General features: G+C 63.9%; 15 protein-coding genes. 5 read left to right on the top strand and 10 right to left on the bottom strand.

What is annotated here, in order from left to right:
- Positions 1-62: 62 nt before the first annotated feature.
- From I6L48_RS09990 to I6L48_RS10010, 5 genes are all read right to left on the bottom strand, one after another.
- Positions 63-1,256, bottom strand: a complete 1,194-nt coding sequence (locus I6L48_RS09990) for a transporter (protein WP_042864210.1) — start codon at positions 1,254-1,256, stop codon at positions 63-65.
- A gap of 63 nt (positions 1,257-1,319) precedes the next feature.
- Entirely contained in the window at positions 1,320-1,979 is a 660-nt protein-coding gene (locus tag I6L48_RS09995) for a hypothetical protein (protein WP_010673556.1), read from the bottom strand.
- A gap of 7 nt (positions 1,980-1,986) precedes the next feature.
- Entirely contained in the window at positions 1,987-2,670 is a 684-nt protein-coding gene (locus tag I6L48_RS10000) for a C39 family peptidase (protein ID WP_010673557.1), read from the bottom strand.
- Between the two features lie 52 nt (positions 2,671-2,722).
- Positions 2,723-3,682 carry a hypothetical protein gene (locus I6L48_RS10005; protein WP_010673558.1) on the bottom strand — a complete coding sequence of 320 codons (960 nt, stop codon included), beginning with the start codon at positions 3,680-3,682 and terminating at the stop codon, positions 2,723-2,725.
- Positions 3,683-3,869: 187 nt separating this feature from the next.
- Positions 3,870-4,448 (bottom strand): hypothetical protein, encoded by a 579-nt coding sequence (locus I6L48_RS10010; RefSeq protein ID WP_225159810.1) that lies wholly within the window; start codon positions 4,446-4,448, stop codon positions 3,870-3,872.
- A 346-nt stretch (positions 4,449-4,794) separates the two neighbouring features.
- On the opposite strand from I6L48_RS10010, the gene I6L48_RS10015 reads away from it, so the two are divergent.
- Positions 4,795-6,096, top strand: a complete 1,302-nt coding sequence (locus I6L48_RS10015) for a sigma-54 dependent transcriptional regulator (RefSeq protein ID WP_010673560.1) — start codon at positions 4,795-4,797, stop codon at positions 6,094-6,096.
- Between the two features lie 98 nt (positions 6,097-6,194).
- Here the strand turns inward: I6L48_RS10015 and ybaL are convergent, their stop codons facing one another.
- Positions 6,195-7,826: a YbaL family putative K(+) efflux transporter gene (gene ybaL / locus I6L48_RS10020; protein ID WP_182936017.1), complete on the bottom strand. Its 1,632-nt coding sequence runs from the start codon at positions 7,824-7,826 to the stop codon at positions 6,195-6,197.
- A gap of 374 nt (positions 7,827-8,200) precedes the next feature.
- Complete coding sequence (gene ggt, locus I6L48_RS10025) at positions 8,201-9,982, bottom strand: gamma-glutamyltransferase (RefSeq protein ID WP_216988011.1); 1,782 nt, start codon at positions 9,980-9,982, stop codon at positions 8,201-8,203.
- A 112-nt stretch (positions 9,983-10,094) separates the two neighbouring features.
- Here ggt and I6L48_RS10030 point away from each other — a divergent pair, with 112 nt between their 5' ends.
- Positions 10,095-10,712, top strand: coding sequence for an arylesterase (locus I6L48_RS10030; RefSeq protein ID WP_042014750.1), 618 nt, complete (start codon positions 10,095-10,097; stop codon positions 10,710-10,712).
- A 167-nt stretch (positions 10,713-10,879) separates the two neighbouring features.
- Here the strand turns inward: I6L48_RS10030 and rdgC are convergent, their stop codons facing one another.
- A complete protein-coding gene (gene rdgC / locus I6L48_RS10035) occupies positions 10,880-11,791 on the bottom strand; it encodes a recombination-associated protein RdgC (protein ID WP_010673564.1) in 912 nt (303 codons plus the stop codon).
- 179 nt (positions 11,792-11,970) lie between these two features.
- Here rdgC and I6L48_RS10040 point away from each other — a divergent pair, with 179 nt between their 5' ends.
- The 3 genes from I6L48_RS10040 to I6L48_RS10050 all read left to right on the top strand — a co-directional run bounded on the left by I6L48_RS10040 (position 11,971) and on the right by I6L48_RS10050 (position 17,488).
- Positions 11,971-12,399, top strand: coding sequence for a GNAT family N-acetyltransferase (locus I6L48_RS10040; protein ID WP_010673565.1), 429 nt, complete (start codon positions 11,971-11,973; stop codon positions 12,397-12,399).
- A gap of 110 nt (positions 12,400-12,509) precedes the next feature.
- Positions 12,510-13,736: an exonuclease SbcCD subunit D C-terminal domain-containing protein gene (locus tag I6L48_RS10045; protein ID WP_216988012.1), complete on the top strand. Its 1,227-nt coding sequence runs from the start codon at positions 12,510-12,512 to the stop codon at positions 13,734-13,736.
- Positions 13,733-17,488: an AAA family ATPase gene (locus I6L48_RS10050; RefSeq protein WP_216988013.1), complete on the top strand. Its 3,756-nt coding sequence runs from the start codon at positions 13,733-13,735 to the stop codon at positions 17,486-17,488. Before I6L48_RS10045 ends, I6L48_RS10050 begins: the two co-directional genes overlap by 4 nt.
- Positions 17,489-17,569: 81 nt before the next feature.
- On the opposite strand, the gene I6L48_RS10055 is transcribed toward I6L48_RS10050, so the two are convergent.
- Both I6L48_RS10055 and crr read right to left on the bottom strand, forming a co-directional pair.
- On the bottom strand, positions 17,570-18,115 hold the full coding sequence (locus tag I6L48_RS10055) for a cytochrome b (RefSeq protein ID WP_113069911.1): 546 nt from the start codon (positions 18,113-18,115) through the stop codon (positions 17,570-17,572).
- Positions 18,116-18,369: 254 nt separating this feature from the next.
- Positions 18,370-18,879, bottom strand: a complete 510-nt coding sequence (gene crr / locus I6L48_RS10060; RefSeq protein ID WP_010673569.1) for a PTS glucose transporter subunit IIA — start codon at positions 18,877-18,879, stop codon at positions 18,370-18,372.
- Between the last annotated feature and the right edge of the window lie 3 nt (positions 18,880-18,882).

An 18,882-nucleotide genomic window follows, 5' to 3' on the forward strand; every position in this document is an offset into this window, starting at 1 on the left:
GAAGAGGGAGGCGTTATGCCTCCCTCGTTTTTTGCCGTCAACCTGCCGGGGTCCTGACGGGGCTAGAAGCGGTAGGGGAAGCGGATCCCGATGGTGTAGTCCGGTGCATCCGTGGTGAGCCCGGCAGACCAGTTGACCGCCATGGAGAGGTTGTCGGTGATGGCCCAGGTCGACCCCATGCCAAAGCTGGCGGCGTTGGCATCGGAGCCGGTGACCTTCTCCATGGCAAAGCCTTCGGACCCCTGCTCGGACTCCATGGTGACGCGCTGGTTGATGTTGAAGGAGAGGCTGAAGCGTTCGTTGAGGGCGAATGCGACCCCCAGGCCATATTCATACCAGTCCCCCAGCTGGATACTGCCGGGCTGGTTGCCGGGCTGGTAGGAGATATCGTCAAAGTCCTGCTTGAGGCTGTGGCCATAGTTGAGGCTGGCAAACAGGATGGCGGGATCCATGGTCTTGACCAGGGAGAAGCCGGTGGAGAGCTGCCAGAGCCCGTTGCCGGTGGCGAGCTCCTTGGGGGTCACCAGGTTGCCCGATTCCGAGGTGTTGATCTCGATGCCGTAAGGATCCTTGCCGGTCGGCGCCTTGGCCCGGAAGTTCCACACCAGATCCGGCCAATCCTCGCTCTCTGCCATGACCCTGTAGTAGATGGCGAGGCTGAGATCCCCCAGACCGCCATCGCTGACGCTCTGCTCCTCGAAGTCGCGGCTGGAGTTCTCCTTGCCGGTGCTCTGGTAGTTGGTGTTGCGGAACATGTAGGGGAGGGCCAGCTCCAGTTGCCAGCGATCGTTGAGGGTGTAGCGGGTGATGACATCCGCCGTCCACTGATCGGAGCGCACCCGATCCAGGTTGATTTCGCCAAGGAAGATGGCGTCCAGGGCGAGGAAGCCGCGCAGGGCGAGATCCTTGCGGTTGTAGTGCTGGTAGGAGAGGCCCACATCGACGGTCAGGGCGCGGTCGAACACATTGTGCTGTTCGATCATCAGGTCTTCGGTGCTGCGGCCGACTTCCGGCGTGCGCCGTGAGGCGTCCTGCTGGGTGGAGGCGACGGCGGCCCCGGCTCCGGCGGTTGCCGTCGTGGCACCGGCGGCCTTGACGGCCTCCAGGCGGGCCTGGAGCTGATGAAGGGCCTGGTTTTGCTGGATCAGTTGCTGGCGCAGGAGATCCAGCTGTTGTTGCAGGGCCTCCTCCTCGGCCGTGGCCCCCCAGCAGGCGAAGGGGGCGAGGGCAATCAACAGCATGCGAGACTGTTTCATCGGGATACGTCCTTGTTGTTTATCATCCTTTCTTATAGTTCAGCCCCGGGAACTCACCTGCTCTCAGCGCGAAAACCAGATGCGGGTCTGATTGAGCGTCTGCAAACCGTCCCCCCTGACCTTGTTGAACTGCAGCAGCCCCCGGCTGAAGTCGGTACCGCGCAGGCTCTGCTCCAGCAGGACCCGGCCGTCGGAAGAGTGTAGTTGCAAGCCGGCATAATTCCCCGAGACCCGGTAGGTGGCGGTGCCAAGATCGCCCTGGTGCTCGTAGCTGCCCGCCTGGACCAGGTGTCCCGTCATGGTGGGGGTGGTCAGTTCAATACCGGTCTGGTTGACCGAGCTGTTGCCGCTCCCCTCCAGTTGAACGACCTGCACCAGCCCGGCCCCCTGCACCTGGGCCTCCTTGGCGGGCGTGGCCGCGGGCTTGACCTCATCCTTGACGCGCACATCCAGCTTGGGTTTGTTTTGCACAATGCTCAGCGCCAGGTTCATGGCCGCCGTCTGCTGGGCCTGGGCCGTGGTCAGTGACGAGATGAACTCGATGCCGAAGTAGCTGATGCCATGGCTGCTGACATAGCGGCCGCGCAGGTGGGCCAGCTCCCCGTCCGCCAGTTCGGGCGCAAAGTGGTCTGACAGATGGGCCAGCGGGTCCGGTGCTGCCAGCAGCGGAGAGGCGATGCCACCCAGGCTGCAGAGGAGGCATAGGGCGGGTCGGGTATTCATGATGACCTCACATTAGCTCTTTGTGCTGAAAACCGAATTCCAGCAGGGATGTTTCATTGACCGGGGCGAAGAGCCCATCCTTGCCTCTGACAGAGAGCGGGGGAGAGGGGTTGGCAAGGGGGGCATCGGGACGATAGCCCGCGCCGATGACGGCGAGGAGGATGCCGTTCCAGCTCTCCTTGAACTCCTTGAACGTGATCACCCGGTTGCCGAGGGCCGGGTCTGCCAGATAGACGCGATCATGGCGATCGATGGCCCGCAGCACGGCAAAGTGCTGATAGCCGCGAATGTTGAGCAGGACGATGGTGGGCACCCTCACCTGGCGCAGTTTTTCATCGCCCAGTCGATACCCTCTGACCCGCATGCCGAGCATTTGCAGGTACTGCTTCATGTCGAGCATGGAGAAGCCGTAGTGCTTGACCTGCTCCGGGTCTGCCATGGCAAGCATGCCATCCATGACCCAGCGTTCATTGGTTGCATGGCCGTAGGCGTAGCGCAAGATGGTGGCGACGGCGGCGGCCCCGCAACTGAAATCCGTATGTTGGCGCTCGATGTTGGCGTACCGGCGCTCCAGAATGCTCTGTACCGGTTTGTTGAGATCCCCCAGCGCCGGGAGATGCTCCCCCAGTGGCACCGAGCCTGCCCAAACGGCAGGACAGCACAGCAACAGCAACAGCAACAGCCAGCGCATTCAGACCTCCAGTGTCAGGGAAAAAGGGGGCACTGGGCCCCCTCGCATCGACTTACTTGGCAAACCCTGCGGCCAGCGAGAGATTGTTCGCTTGCAGGTTGTTGGTCCCCGAGGAGACGTTCACCCCGATGTTGCCCACGGCACCGTTGAAGGCGCCGCCATCGATGGTTGCCCGGTTGAAGGTTTCGCGGCTGGTGTAGGTGTTGACCACGGGAATATACCCGACGGCGTACCCACTGAGCTTGATGTCACCCTCTTCCTTGAACTCGAACTTGCCATCATCTTTCGGGTTGTTGTTGCCGTACCTGTCGTTGTCATTGTCGTGGCCATGTCCTTTCTTGACATCATGACCGGTACCGCCCCCCTCGTAATCGCCCCAAGCCTTGAGACCGAGGAACACACCTGCCTTGTCAACCGTCTTGGTTGCGCTCAGGCTTTGGTTTTCGGTCATGTTCTTGGAGACGCTCTGGCTGTTGGCCACGGTGGCCACGGCCATGTTGCCGGTGGACACGGAGGCTGCCATGTTGTTGGCCTGGACGTTACCCGAGCCCGAGGTCACGTTGACCCCGATGTTGCCTGCGGCATCCTTGAAGGCCCCATCGCCCACACCGGCCTTGTTCTGATGGCCGTGATTGGTCGTCCAGTTGTTGCTGGCGCTCTGGGTGGAGAAGACCTCGGCATCCGACGATCCGCCAGGGGCGCCGTGTTGTTGTTGACCACGACCCATGATGAACTCGGCATCGACCTCGTCATAGGCGGCCAGGGAAGCGCTGTTGCCCTGTACGTTGGAGTCACCGGCTGCGACGTTGGCGCCGATGTTACCGGATGCACCCTTGAACGAGCCGTCGATCTTGCTCGTGTTCTCCGTTCTTGTATTGGCGGTGCCTATCATGGAACTGGACTGCTGGTTGTCCACGACGGCCATGCCGAGTTTGTTGACGTTGATGTAGCCGCCGACATTGACCCTGCCTTCGTATTCCACATCGACTTCTGCCTTGACCTTCTTGGTCAAGATTGCCCCTGTCTCATCTCTGTCACCGCGGTAATCGGCGGATGCAGTGCCCGACATGGCCATGATGACCGCGGCGGCTAATGAGCTATAAATAAGTCCACGCATAATGAGTCTCTCCATTGAACTTTCAGCGGAAGATATGCCCATCGGCTGATACCCCCGGGCCTGGCTTCCTATCCCTGCGGCATCATGGGGATGCCGTTACTGCGCCAGCCAGGGGCAGGGAAACCATGTTGACTGACTGGTTTCCCTGTCCCGTGACCTGGTTCACCTGAATGACCCCCTTGCTGCCCGTGAGGGCGGTGTCATCCAGATAGATGCTGGTAGTGGTGTTGGCGGGGGGCTTTCCCCCTGGGGTCTTCGCGACACTGGAGCTGAGATTGATGTCGGCCACGACACCCAGGCCGCTGTCATCGAGGGACAGGGCGAAGGCGTTCAGTTGCTGGTTGCCCTCACCCGCCCCCTGATTGATGCCGACCAGTCCCCGGTTCTGGCTCAGGGCCGAGCCCAGGATGGCGACGCTCTGGCTGCCGTTCAGATTGGTGGTGGATTGATTCAGCTGGCCAAATTGAATGACGGCCGGACCCGAAATGGCGATGGCGGCAAGATTGCCTTGCTGGTTGTTATTACCGGCAACCATATTGACGCCCATGGAACCACGAATATTGCTCAATGCCTGGGCACCGAGATCGACCCGGTTTTGTGCCAATGAGGGGGTGGCAAATGCCAGAAAAGGAAATGTTGCCAATGCAATATATGTCTTCATGTTCTGTCTCCATCTGCCAGGAGGGCTTATTGGAGAGAGCAACGACCATGCCAATTGGCAATGCTCTGATTTTTAACTGTTTTTTATTTGATATGATTGTTTTTATGTCTCAATGTTGAGAGCGACATATTATGTCGCCAAGTAAGCGCTTATTTATCAAAGGATTTATTTTTTCTCACCGATATTTTTGCCGTCTCAATATTGTGGTGCCATCAGTCTAAAGGCGGGATGGTTTATAGTTATCATCGTCTGGCCATATTAAACGGCGCCATTTGATGATAAAGGGAGTTATCTGGACAAGTCGTCAGACTCCTTCGTGCAGTGGCGATAACAAGGAGTTGTCCCTATGACAGAAACGGCATTGTTGCTCATCAATTCATGTGCCGTACTGGAAAGCCTGCTGGAACAAGGCGAGTGGCAGGTGGAGCAGGCAAGCTCCCTGGTGGTGGCAGAGAAAAAACTGCAGGAAAAGGACTATCCCCTGGTGCTGGTGGTGATCGAGCATCAGCAGCACGAAGCCCTCTACAACCTGATTGCGCAGCACTCCGGCGCCTTGTGGATCGGCCTCATCCAGCGGGACTGTCTCGCCAGCGAAGCCCTTCGCAATTTGCTGGCAGCCTGTTTTCATGATTTTCACACCTTTCCCCTGGACAGAGACAGGCTCTCCCACAGCCTGGGACATGCCCTGGGGATGGCGCGCCTCATCCGGCGACACCGCCCCCGACTGCAACCCCAGCTGCGTTTCATCCAGGGGGAGAGCGCCCCCATCCGCCAGTTGCGCGACCAGATCGTGCGGTTGCAGCATTGCCGCCTGCCCGTACTGGTGACGGGACCGAGCGGCACGGGCAAGGAGCTGGTGGCCCGGGAGCTGCACTACAGCACGTTCGGGGAGGAGAGCCCTTTCGTGGCGGTCAATTGCGGGGCCATGCCCCATCAGCTCATCCAGTCCGAGCTGTTCGGCCACGTCAAGGGGGCCTTCACCGGGGCACAGCACCACAAGATAGGCAAGATAGAGGCCGCCGATGGCGGCACCCTGTTTCTCGACGAGATAGGGGAGTTGCCACTGGAGGATCAGGCAACCCTGCTGCGCTTCTTGCAGGAGCAGTGCATAGAGGCGGTGGGCAGCCACCTGACGCGTCGTGTGGATGTGCGGATCATCGCGGCCACCAATATCGATGTGGAGCAGGCGGTGGCCAGCGGCGGATTTCGCATGGATCTCTACTACCGGCTCAACGTGGTGCGCCTGCGCACCCCGGCCTTGTGCGAGCGGGCGGAAGACATCCAGCTCCTTGCCGATGACATTCTGGCGGAAGTGCGGGGCGGGCGGGTGCTCAGCTTCACCCGCAAGGCGCGCCAGGCCATGCAGTCCTATGGCTGGCCGGGGAATGTGAGGGAGCTGCGCAACCGGGTTCAGCGGGCGGTGGTCATGTGCAGCGGCCCCTTCATCGAAGCCGATGACATGGAGCTGACCAACATGGACAGCCTGCTGCTCGACGGCTCGCTCAAGGCGGTGCGCGAAGCGGCGGAGCGTCAGGCCTTGCAACGGACGCTGGCCCGCTTCCCCGATCAGCTCGAGGAGGTGGCCCGCACGCTCGATATCTCCCGGGCCACCCTCTATCGCCTGCTGGACAAACACGATCTGCTGTGAGGGGACGGCAGTATCGCCCCGTCATGCAAAAAGCCCGGGCAGCAGGCCCGGGCTGCTTGTCTGGCCCCGTCGTGGGGGCTCGTGACTTCCGATGAGCTTCAGGCCATCTCCATGGCCAGGTGACAGAGTCGCCGCGCAGCCTCCTCCTCGCTCTTGACCACCTGATGCACGCCGCGCACGCGCAGATGATGCACCTCCTCGTGCTGGTGGGCACAGGCGGCGATGCGCATCAGGGCGCCGTATTCCTGCGCCCTGATGGCTATCTCACCGGCCAGCAGGCTGTCATCCAGGGTGATCAGCAGCCAGCTGGCATTGGGCAGCGCCGCCGTCAGCAGATCCTGCTGGATGGGATGGCCCGCCAGACAGGTGATCCCCATGGCGCGCCAGGGGGCCAGCAGTCGCTCATCGGTGTCGATCACCACCATCTCCCTGCCTTGTTCATGCAACTGCAAGATGAGGTGCTGACCTATCTCGTCGGCGCCCACTACCACCACATGGCCCTGCAAGGGGCAGAGGTGAGGTGACTCATCGGTGCGTGGCTCGGGATGGCGCCTCAGCCAACGCTCTACCTGGTTGAAGACCAGCGGATTGAGCACGATGGAGAAACAGGCGCCGACCAGCACCAGATCACGGGCGACCCCGGGGACCAGTTCGAGCATGACCCCGAGACCCATCAGGATGAAGGAGAACTCACCCACCTGGGCCAGGCTGGCGGAGATGGTCAGCGCCGTGCGCTGGCTGTGGCCAAAGAGCCGCACGATGGCGAAGGCGGCCACCGATTTGCCGATCACGATGACGAACAGGGTGGCCAGCACGGCCAGGGGCTCGCGCAGCAGGATGACGGGGTCGAACAGCATGCCCACGGAGACGAAGAAGAGCACGGCAAAGGCGTCCTGCAGGGGCAGGGTGTCGTTGGCCGCCTTGTGGCTCAGATGGGAGCTGTTCATCACGACGCCGGCGAAGAAGGCGCCGAGGGCAAAGGAGACGCCAAACAGCTTGACGGCGCCAAAAGCGATGCCAAGGGAACAGGAGAGGACGGCCAGGGTGAACAGCTCGCGGGAGCCGGTGGCGGCGGTGCGGGCCAGCAGCCAGGGGATGAGGCGTCGCCCGCCGATGACCATCAGGGCGATGAAGGCAGCCACCTTGGCCAGGGTCAGGCCGATATCCGCCATCACCTGGGCCGGGGTCAGTGCCTCGCCCCCCTGCTGCAGGTTGGCGAGGATGGGGAGCAGTACCAGGGCCAGCACCATCACCAGATCCTCCACGATGAGCCAGCCGATGGCGATGCGTCCCTCGTTGGTGTCGAGCTGGCCGCGACTCTCCAGGGCGCGCAGCAGCACCACGGTACTGGCGGTGGAGAGGGCCAGGCCAAACACCAGGCCGGCGGTCACGGTCCAGTCGAGCAGTTGGGAGAGGCCAAGGCCGAGCAGGGTCGCAAGGGTTATCTGGACGATGGCTCCCGGGATGGCGATGTGTTTCACCGACAGCAGGTCTTTCACGGAAAAGTGCAGGCCGACACCAAACATCAGCAGGATGACGCCGATTTCGGCCAGCTCGGGGGCGAGCCGCAGATCGGCGACATAGCCCGGCGTAAAGGGGCCGCATACCACGCCGGCCGCGAGGTAGCCCACCATGGGGGAGATGCGCAGGCGGCTTGCCAGCATGCCGAAGAGGTAGGCCAGCACGAGGCCGCCTACCAGGGTGGTGATAAGGGGGAGTGAGTGGTCCATGTCGTCACCTCGCTAATGGCAGTCAGGGGCTACCAGATCACCCGAAGGCGAAGAGGGCAGCTGTCAATGAGCAGGGGGCGAAAGAGACAGAAGTTGGCCGTATCAAGGGGAAATCTTGAGGGCAACAGATGCCGTTTCTATTGAAAAGTAATGCATTTATATGCCATGAGCAACACTGTTCCAGTTTTTTCGTTGATTTTGATGAAAAGCATCTTTAATGCATTGCGATTGGGTGAAATGAGTGTGCAGTTAAAGAAAAATTGGCAGGAATAATCAATCGATGATGATATTGGGAGGCAAGGGAGAACAGCTATGAGCACACGGCATGGAGGAGGCGGGCCTCCTCCATGGTGAACGAGGGTGCTGAAGGGGCATCACTCTCCCCTGGCGACCCCCTCACGTCTGGGGTCTGCGGCCCCCAGCCAGCCGTCGGCATGGCGCTGGACGCCCTGCAGCCCGGAGGTCTGCTCGTTAAGCAGGACCTCATGCCCTCTGGCTTTGAGCCCCTGTACCACGGCGTCGGGCGTGCGCCCCTGCTCCAGCTCGGTGGGGCCGTTGCGACTGCCGAAATTGGGCAGGTTGATGGCCTGCTGCAGGTCGAGCCCCCAATCCTGGGTGCCGAGCAGCGCCTTGCCCACGTAGTTGATGATGGCCGAGCCTCCCGGGGAGCCCAGGCTCATCTCGAGCTCGCCGCTTGCCTTGTCAAACACCAGCAGGGGCGACATGGAAGAGCGGGGGCGCTTGCCGGGCTCCACCCGGTTTGCCACCGGCAGGCCGGCGGCGTCCACCGAGGTGAAGGAGAAGTCGGTGAGCTGGTTGTTCAGCAGGTAGCCGTTGACCATCAGCCGCGAACCGAAGCCATCCTCGATGGAGCTGGTCATGGCCACCGCCATGCCGCTCTTGTCCACGATGGAGATGTGGCTGGTGGAGGGCAGCTCCGGGGTGGCGTCCCGGCCCCTGGCCAGCGCTCGGGGCGGGTTGCCGGGCTGGGCGACGCCCATGGAGCGGTTGCCGATAAGGTGCCCCCGCTGCGCCAGATAGCCCTTGTCCAGCAGACCTGTCACCGGCACGTCGACGACGTCGCCGTCGGCCACATACTGGTTGCGATCGGCGAAGGCGAGGCGTGCAGCCTCGCTGTAGAGGTGAATGGCCTCGCTGGAGGCGGCCAGTTGACCCTGCTCCCCCTGTACCGGTTTGAGGGCGGCCATGTCCCGGCTCTCCAGCATGCCGAAAATCTGGCCAAGGGCGATGGTGCCGGAGGAGGGGGTCGGGAAGCCGCAGATCTCGCTCTGGCGATAGTCAAAGCAGAGCCCGTCCCGCAGCTTGGCCCGGTAGCTGGCGAGATCGGCGGCGCTCAGCACCCCGGGGTTGGTCGGGTGGGCGTGCACCTTGGCCACCATGGCCTCGGCCAGCGGGCCGCGATAGAAGGCGTCGGGGCCGTCGCTTGCCAGGGTACGCAGCACCCTGGCCAGGGCCGGGTTGGTGAGCCGGGTACCTGCCGTCTTGGGAGTGCCGTCCGCCTGATAGAAGTAGGCACGGGCGTCCGGATCCCCGGCCAGATAGGGATCTTTTGCCAGCAGGGTGGCGAGGCGGGGGCTTATCACGAACCCTTGCTCCGCGAGGGTGATGGCGGGTTCGAACAGCGTGGCCCAGGGCAGCTTGCCATAGCGCTCGTGCGCCAGGGCCAGGGCACGCACCGTGCCGGGGGCGCCGACGGAGCGCCCGCCCACCACCCCCTCATAGAAGGCCATGGGTTTGCCCTCCTTCATGAAGAGCTGATCGGTGGCAGCGGCGGGGGCCGTCTCCCGGCCATCCACCGCCGCCACCTGCTTGCCGTCCCACACCAGCATGAGGGAGCCGCCGCCGATACCCGAGGATTGGGGCTCCACCAGGGTCAGCACCAGCTGGACGGCGATGGCTGCATCGACGGCGCTGCCCCCCGCCTTGATGATCTGGTAGCCCGCATCCACCGCCAGCGGGTTGGCCGCCGCCACCATGAAGTCACGGCCCTGCCAGCCCGGTTTGTCAATCCAGCCGCTGGCCGCCTCCGGGACGATCAGGGTCTGGGGAGGAGGGACATAGTGAAAGCCATCCTGGGAGGCGCAGCCGCCAAGCAGGCCGAGGGCGACCAGCAGGCCGAGGGGTTTGAGGGACATGACAGGCTCCTTGTCGGTTTCTTGTTCACCTGCCGAAATGTGTCACACTTGGAGCTTGATTAAAAGTTTGTCTTAATACTCATATGGTTACAAAACTATCAGGGAGGCGCTCATGACACACCGGGGGACGCTGGCGAAACCTTGCATGGCGGGGCTGCTCTGCCTGTTGCTGACGGCCTGCGGGGAGCCGACCTTCAGACCGCTGGCCCAGGGGGAGACCCTGCTCGCCTTCGGGGACAGTCTGACCGAGGGGCGCGGGGTGAGCCCGTCCCAAAGCTACCCCAGCGTGCTGGCGACCCTGAGCGGCCATCCCGTGGTCAATGGCGGGGTGTCCGGAGAGCTGAGCCAGGCCGGCAGGGCCCGCCTGCCCGGGTTGCTGGCCCGGCACAGACCCGCTCTGGTCATCCTGCTGGAGGGGGGCAACGACATCCTGCGTGGCAGCGGGGAGGCGGCCCTCAAGGCCAATCTCGCTGCCATGATAGAGGCGGTGCAGGGGAGCGGGGCCCAGATCCTGCTTGTCGGGGTGCCCCGAAAATCCCTGTTTGCCGATGGCGCTCCCCTCTACGAGGAGCTGGCAGAGCAGTACGGGCTGGTGCTGGACAACGACAGCATCGGTGAGTTGCTGCGAGACCCGGCCCTGAAGTCCGATGCGGTGCATTTCAATGCCGAGGGTTACCGCACCCTGGCGCAGCGACTTCATCGACTGTTGCAGGAAAGGGGGGCACTCTAGCGAGGTGTCATGCTGCCGGGGCAGTGCGCCATGCTGCCGCAATCAATGGGGTCAGGGTATTGCGCGGCGCGCTACCCCGGAGGGGACCAGCCCGCGGCGACGGTGCCGATGGAGATGAAAAAACCGCCGTGAAGGCGGTTTTTTGCAATCAGGCTGAGCCAATTTGCTTAGATGGACTGCTCTTCACCGCCCAGGGCGGCAAACAGGGCCGGGATGAACTGGGAGAGCTCGGCGGTGACCAGGGCGAAGTCGGCATCCAGACGGGCGGCGGGATCTTCGCTGGTGACGTCGTCGTTCTGCTCGCGCAGCTCTTCGCTGAACTTGAGGCGCTTGATGGAGAGATCGTCCCCCAGCACGAAGCTCAGGGTTTCGCCCCAGTTGAGGGCCAGCTTGGTCACCAGCTTGTCGTTGGCCAGGTGATTCTTGATCTCCTCGCTCATCAGATCCTGCTGCTTGCAGCGGATGATGCCGCCGTGCTCCATGGCGCTGCGCAGCTCGGCTTCGTCCTCCAGGGTGAAGGCGGCGGGCAGGTTGCCCTCGTTGAGCCACTCGGTCATGGTGATCTCGGGCGGGTTCTTGAGGGCCACCGGCACTACCGGCAGGGAGCCGATGGATTTGCGCAAGAGCGCCAGCAGATCGTCCGCCTTCTTGGCGGAGCCTGCATCCACCACCATCAGGTTGTCGGCAGGGTTTATCCAGGCGAAGGTCTGGCTGGTACGGCTGAAGGCGCGGGGCAGCAGGGTGTGCATGATCTCCTCTTTCAGCGCTTCTTTTTCTTTCTTCTTGAGGGCGCGACCCTGCTCGAATTCAATGGCCTCTACCTTCTCCGCCAGCATCTCCTTGACCACGGTGCCGGGCAGCATCTTCTCTTCCTTGCGAGCGCACAGCAGGATGTGGCCAGAGGCGGCGTGGGTCAGGGTGGAGCCGAATTTGCCAAGGGGCTTGACCCACCCGAACCGGGAGATGTCCTGGCTGCCGCACGGGGTGAAGGCGCAGGCTTCCAGCTGGGTTTCCAGCTGCTCAACGGTCAGGTCGAAGGGGCGGGTAAAGCGGTAAATCTGCAGGTTTTTAAACCACATGGCGTCCTCGGTCTCTAGATTGTCCGGCGGGCATTGTACTAGAGAGGCGCTTTGTGATCAGCCAATCATTCTCGCTAAATAAAGGGCGATCGACTTCACATGGCCTCACGTTGACCGCCCGTCTCCCGGTCGAACTCCCCTAGACTGCGAGTGTTCGAATTGTTAACAAGGATGCGACCATGTTGAGACAGAGCCGGCCGGAAGACATGGAAGAGATCGTCGAGATCTGGCTGCTGGCATCCTTGCAGGCCCACGATTTCGTCGACGCTTCCTGCTGGTGGCAGGCTCAGGAGGAGCTGCGCACCCGCTATCTCGATCACGCCCGCATCTGGGTGTTCGAGGAGCGAGGGGACCTGCTCGGCTTCATGGCGCTGGTGGATGATTACCTGGCTGCACTCTTCGTGCGCCCCGACCGGCAGGGGCGGGGGGTGGGGCACGCCCTGTTGCAGGAAGCCAGATCCAGATGTGCCGAGCTGCATACCCGGGTCTTCGTGGAGAACGAGCCGGCGGTGCGTTTCTACCGCCGCCACGGCTTTGAAATCGGGGGGGAGGTGCCCGATCCCCTCACCGGCCATCTTCAGTACCAGATGCATTACCAAGCCGTCTGAATCTGACGTCTGGGGCTGCCCCGGTTGAAAACGGGGGGCTCCATCCTCATCTTGTCTCCATCCCGGGGCGCCCTCGCCCCCGCTCTCTTCTCCTTATCGAGCCGTTTTCCATGAAGATCCTGCACACCGCCGACTGGCACCTCGGTCATCAGCTTCACGGCCACGACCGCCGCTTCGAACACGACGCCTTCCTCGACTGGCTGGCCGACACCATCAAGACCCGCGACATCGACGCCCTGCTGGTGGCGGGCGATCTGTTCGACACCGCCAACCCTCCCGCCAGTGCCTGGCAGCAGCTCTACCGCTTCCTGGCACGGCTGCGGGCCGAGCACCCGGCACTGGAGATGGTGCTCATCGGCGGCAACCACGACTCCCCCTCCAAGCTGGATGCCCCCCATGAGCTGCTGCGCGCCTTCGACCTGCATCTGGTGGGCAGCATCAGTCGGGACGACGAGGGGCACCTCGAGACCGAGCGCCTGCTGGTGCCGCTGCGAGGCAAAAACGGCGAGGTGGCCGCCTGGTGCGCCGCCGTGCCGTTTCTGCGCAGCAGCGATCTGCGCCCCGACGGGCTCAGCGAGGGGCAGGACAGACTCATCGAAGGGGTGCGCCAGGTCTATGAAGCGGTGCTGAGCGAGGGGCGGGCGCGCTGCCATCCGGATCAGGCCCTCATCGCCATGGGCCACGCCTATCTGGCGGCGGGCCAGCTCTCTGAGCTCTCCGAGCGGCGAGTGCTCGGCGGCAACCAGCATGCCCTGCCTGCCGAACTGTTTGCCGCCGCCGACTACACGGCGCTGGGTCACCTGCACCTGGCCCAGAGTCCGGCCGAGGGGGTGCACTACAGCGGCTCGCCGCTGCCGCTCTCGCTGGCCGAGGCGAACTACAACCATCAGGTGCTGGAGGTGACGTTTGAGGGGGGCAAGCTGGCCCGGCTTGAGCGGATCCCGGTGCCCCGCGCGGTGGAGATGATCCGCCTGCCCCAGAGCGGCCTCGACGAGGCGCTCCAGGCCATCGAGGCGCTGGCGCTGCCCGATTGCCCGCAGCAGGCGCAGCCCTTCCTCGAGGTGCGGCTGCTGCTGCCCAAACCCGAGGCCCGCATCCGCGAGCGCGTACTGGCCGCCATCGGCGACAAGCCGGTGCGCCTTGCCCGCATCACGACCAGTTATCAGGGCTCGGGCCAGGGGCTGGCGGACGGTGCCTGCCAGCGCCGGCTCGATGAGCTCTCCCCCACCGAGGTGTTTCGCCTCTGCTATCAGCGTCAGTTCGATGGGGAGCCGGAGGCCGAGCTGGTGGCGTCGTTTGAAGAGATCCTGGAGCAGGTGAAGGAGTCCAGCCAATGAAAATCTTGTCGCTGTCAGGGGAGAATCTGGCCAGCCTGACCGGTCAATTCACCATCGATTTTGCCGGTGGCGCCCTGGGGGCCGCCGGCCTGTTTGCCATCACCGGCAATACTGGCGCTGGCAAGAGCACCCTGCTCGATGCCATCTGTCTGGCGCTCTTTGATGAGATGCCGCGCTTTATCGCCAATCGCAAGAACGTCGCAGAAGTGGGTCGCATGGATGACGAGGAGAAGCTCAAGGCCAACGATGTGCGCGGCATCCTCAGCCGCGGCCACGCCAGCGGTTTTGCCGAGGTGCAGTTTCGCGGCTGCGATGGCCGGGTCTGGCTGGCCCGCTGGGCGGTGCGCCGGGCGCGCAACCGCGCCGAGGGGCGCTTTCAGGCCCAGGAGCGCAGCCTGACCGACGTGGTGTCGGGCCAGGTATTCAGTGGCAGCAAGCGGGAGCTGCAGGATCGCATCGACGAGCTGGTGGGGCTCTCCTGGGAGCAGTTTCGCCGCGCCGTCATCCTGCCCCAGGGGGAGTTTGCCGCCTTCCTCAAGTCGAGCGCCGACGAGCGTTCGGCCCTGCTCGAACGGATGACCGGCACCGAGCTCTACTCCGCCATTTCGGTCCAGACCCATGAACGGGCGCGGGAGGAGCAGCAGAAACTTGCCGCCATCAGCCAGCGGCTCGGCGACATGGCGCTGATGGACGAGGCGACCCGCGAGCAGTGGGTGAGCCAGCAGATAAGCCTCGCCACCAGCCTCAAGCACGAGCAGCAACAACAGCAGCTGATGCAGGACTTGCGCGATCTCAACGGCCGTATCGCCGCCCAGTTGCAGGCCTGTGAGGAGGGGGAGGCGGCCCTTGCCGCCGCAGAGGTGGCCCACGGTGCGGCCGCCCCCGAGCGGGAGGAGTTCGCCCGCGCCGAGCAGGCCCAGGTGGCCCGCGCCGATCACGACGAACTGGCCCGCCTCACCCTGGAGGTGCAGCAGCAGGAGAAACTGTTGGCTGAGCTTGGCCCCGAACTTGGCAAGCTGGAGGAGCAGACCCAGCAGAGCGCCCTCACCGAGCAGCAGCTGCTGGCAGAGAAGATCGCCGCCGAGCGCGAGTGGGGCGCCCTGCAGCCCGAGCTCAAGCGGGCGCAGGAGCTCGATACCCGCATTCGGGAAAAGCAGCAGCAACTGCAGAAGATCCAGCAGGAGGGGGCGCAGGAGCGGGAGGTGCAGCTCACTCTGGAACAAGTCTGGCGCCAGCAGCGCCAGCAGGTGGAGCAGCTCAAGGCCCAGCACCAGCAGTGGGGTGCCTGGCTTGAGGAGCACAAGGAGCTGGCGCCGGTGGCCCGCCAGTGGCAGCCCCTGCTCACCGCGATGCAGGATTGGGCCGAGGATGCCGACAGGCTGCAGCAGCTTCTTACCCTGCGCGAACACAAGCTGCGCGCCCTCAGGCAGTTGCAGCGCCAGCTGGAGCAGGGGCAGCAGGAGCGCGACTACTGGCAGCGCGAGCAGGCGCGGCTGCAGCAACAGCAGCACGAGCTGCAGGAGCAGCAGTGGGAGGGGCGCCTGGCCAAGGCGCAGGAGCAGTGGCAAGGGCAGACCGAGCAGCTGGGCCAGCTGCGCCAGCTGCTGGAGCTGGCGGACTATGGCCGCAATCACGGCGAGCAGCATGGTCGCCTGCAGCAGGAGATCGCCCAGCTGGAGCAGGCGCTCGGCAAGCTGGCCATCCTCGGCGACGAGCTGACGCCTGCCCGCGAGCGGCTCGCTCTGCAACGGGACGAGGCACGCCACGCGCTGGAGCAGTCCCGTGCCATCGCCAGTTTCGAGCAGCATCGCCACATCCTGCGCGACGGTGAACCTTGCCCGCTCTGCGGCGCCGAGGAGCACCCCTATCACCAGAGCCAACCACAGGTGGCGGGCATTCTGGGGCAACTGGCGGAGCGCGTCCGCAGCCTGGAGCTCGAGTGGGAGCGGCTCAATCACCAATACATTCAGTGCGAGAGCGAGCGCCAGGAGCTGGCCCGCCAGCTGGCGGTGCGTCAGCAACATCTGCCTGAGCTGGAGACGCGCGCCGAGCAGCTGACCTTGCGCTGGCAACAGCTGGGAGGCGATACCCTGCTGGGCCATCCGCTGCCGCTGCGTCAAAGCCCAATCGAGTGGAATGAATTGATGAATACCCTGCTGGGCCGTGGCCAGAGCCTGGAGCAGGGGCTGGCCCGCAGCCAGCAGCAACTGCGCGAGGCCCAGCAGGGGCAGCAGCAGTTGCAGGCCGTGCGCCAGCAGCTGAGCCAGCTGGCCAGCCAGCACCAGCAGTTCGAGCAGCAGTGGCAGGAGGCCGACCGCCAGCGCATCGCCCTGGAAGGGGAGGTGAAGGCCATGGGCGAGCAGGAGACGACCTTGCGCCAGCGCCTCGAGCAGGGGGGCAACCGGCTCGACGAGCAGATGGGGGGCCAGCCCTGGCGTCAGTGGCTGGGCAGCCAGCAGTGGCACGAGTGGCAGCGGGCCTGCGAGGCCTGGCTGCACGGTCAGAGCGAGTGGGAGCGGCTGACCGGCGAGATTGCCAGCCTCACCCCGGCCCTGAGCGCCCAGGAGGCGCGCCTGCAGACCCAGCGCGAGCTGCTGCACAAGCTCGAGCGCGACTACAAGGAGCATGAACAGCAACGGCAGGGGATGGTCACCAGCCGCGCCACCTGTCTGGGGGGGGAGGAGATTGCCCTGGTCGAGAGCCGCTGGCAGCAGCGGCTGCAGCAGCTGGCCAGCGAGCTGGAGACGATGCAGGGGGCGGCCCGCGCCCTGCGTGAGCGCCAGACCGAGCTCAAGGCCCGTCTCAGCCATCTGGAGCAGGAGAAGCAGGTGAGCAGCCGGCGGCGGCGGGAGGTGCTGGGGCGCTGGGCTGCCCACGCCAGCAGCCTCGGCATCGCCGAATATGACCTGCGCCGCCTGCTGGCCATGAGTCCGGATGAGCTCAAGGGGCGCCGCGCCGCCTTGCAGGCGCTGGAGGATGCCCGCGCCGAGGCGCGTACCCGCTTGACCGAGCGGCAGCGGGCGCTGGCGCTGGAGGAGAGCAAGCGGGATCGTTACCGCGAGCATCACCCCGAGCTGGCCGCGTTGGCACCAGAGGAGCTCGACAGCCGGCTGACGGCGCTGGAGGCGCACTGCCGCGCTCTCGACGAGCAGCTGTTCCAGTGCAAGAGCACGCTGGCCCAGGCCGAGGCGGCGGCCCTCAAAGCGGGCACCTTGCAGGAGGAACTGGCCGCCCAGCAGGCGGTGGCGGATCACTGGCAGCGCCTCTCCGACCTTATCGGCTCGGCCAGCGGCGCCAAGCTGCGCACCTTCGCCCAGAGCCTCACCCTGGAGCGGCTGCTGCTGGAGGCCAACGCCCAGCTCGCCGAGCTCTCCCCCCGCTATCGGCTGGAGCGAGTGCCCGGCACCGATCTGGCGCTGCAGGTGGTGGATCTCGACATGGGGGACGAGGTGCGCTCGGTGGACTCCCTCTCCGGCGGTGAAAGCTTCCTGGTGTCGCTGGCGCTGGCGCTGGCCCTCTCCAGCCTGTCGTCGCGCCAGACCCAGGTCGAATCGCTGTTCATCGACGAGGGCTTCGGCACCCTCGATCCCGACAGCCTGGATCTGGCGCTCTCCAGTCTCGACTCCCTGCAGGCGGCTGGTCGCCAGATCGGGGTCATCTCCCACGTGCAGACCCTGGTGGAGCGGATCGGCGTGCAGGTGCGGGTGGAGGCCCTCGGCGGCGGCGAAAGCCGGGTGGTGTTGCCCGGCTGACGACGTGTCGCCCATGACCCTCCATGAACAAAAAGGCCCCTGTCACAGGGGCCTTTTTGTTGGCGTGCAACTTGTTGCTGGTTATTTGCGCTCGGGCAGCATATTGGTCAGGGTGTTGTCCTTGAGCACATGGTGGTGGTAGATGGCTGCCGCCGCGTGCAGGGCAATCAGGGCATAGCCAATGTTGGCCAGCGTCTCGTGCAGCTCCTTGATGGTGACCTTCAGGCCGTCGTCGGGGGCGATGAGGGCGGGGAGCTCCAGGCCGAAGAAGGGGATGGGCTTGCCGCCCGCGCTCAACAGCAGCCAGCCCAGCAGCGGAGTGAGGAGCAAGAAGCCATAGAGCGCCAGGTGGGCGAGCTTGGCCAGCGTGAGCATCAGGGGGGAGAGCTCGGGCACGATACGCGGTGAAGGGCTACCCACGCGCACCAGCAGGCGCACGACCACCAGCGCCAGGATCAGCAGACCCACCATGAAGTGAAACTCCTTCATCAGGTCGCGGCCGGCCGACCCTTTGGGGAAGATGTCCCTGAACTCCATCAGCGCATAGACGGCGATCATCAGCAGCAGGGTCAACCAGTGCAGCCCTATGCTCAGGCTGCCATAACGTTGTTCGGTATTTCTCAGCATCGTTGTCTCCTCGCCACTTAAGCGGTTTATCTCTTTTCATCCCGTCTCATATCGAGCCAAAGGACCCGCAGGTATCCCTCTTGAGGGTACTCGGCTTGCTTATGCCCGTGTTGATCTCGATAACATTTCTGCCTGTTTGCCGTCATGCTGACCTGTGCGGGAGCCCATGGAGTATCGGGAGATGGAAGGGGCAAAAAAAAACCGAAGCACCAGGCTTCGGTTTTTGGCGGTCGCTGGCGTCAGGCCAGGGCGCATTATTTCTTGATGCGGATCACCGGGGTCTCGCCCACGGTCACGGCGCCAGTCATCTTCACCAGCTCTTTGATCTCGTCCATGTTGGAGATGACCACAGGTGTCAGGGTAGACTTGGCTTTGGCTTCCAGAACGGCCAGATCGAACTCGATGATGGTGTCACCGCGCTTGACCTGTTGACCTTCCTGAGCGATACGGGTGAAACCTTCACCCTTCAGCTCGACGGTGTCGATACCGAAGTGAACGAACAGCTCGATACCAGAGTCGGACTCCAGAGAGAACGCGTGGTTGGTCTCGAAGATTTTGCCGATGGTGCCGTCGCACGGAGCAACCATCTTGTTGCCGGCCGGCTTGATGGCGATGCCGTCGCCGACGATCTTCTCGGCGAAGACGACGTCAGGCACATCTTCGATGGGGACGATTTCGCCGGACAGCGGAGCAAAGATTTCGATGCCGCCAGTGTCAGAACTGTCGTCGGAAACCAGTTTCTTCAGTTTGTCGAACAGACCCATAGT

This window comes from Aeromonas sp. FDAARGOS 1418, from assembly GCF_019048585.1.
Lineage (GTDB): Bacteria > Pseudomonadota > Gammaproteobacteria > Enterobacterales > Aeromonadaceae > Aeromonas > Aeromonas caviae.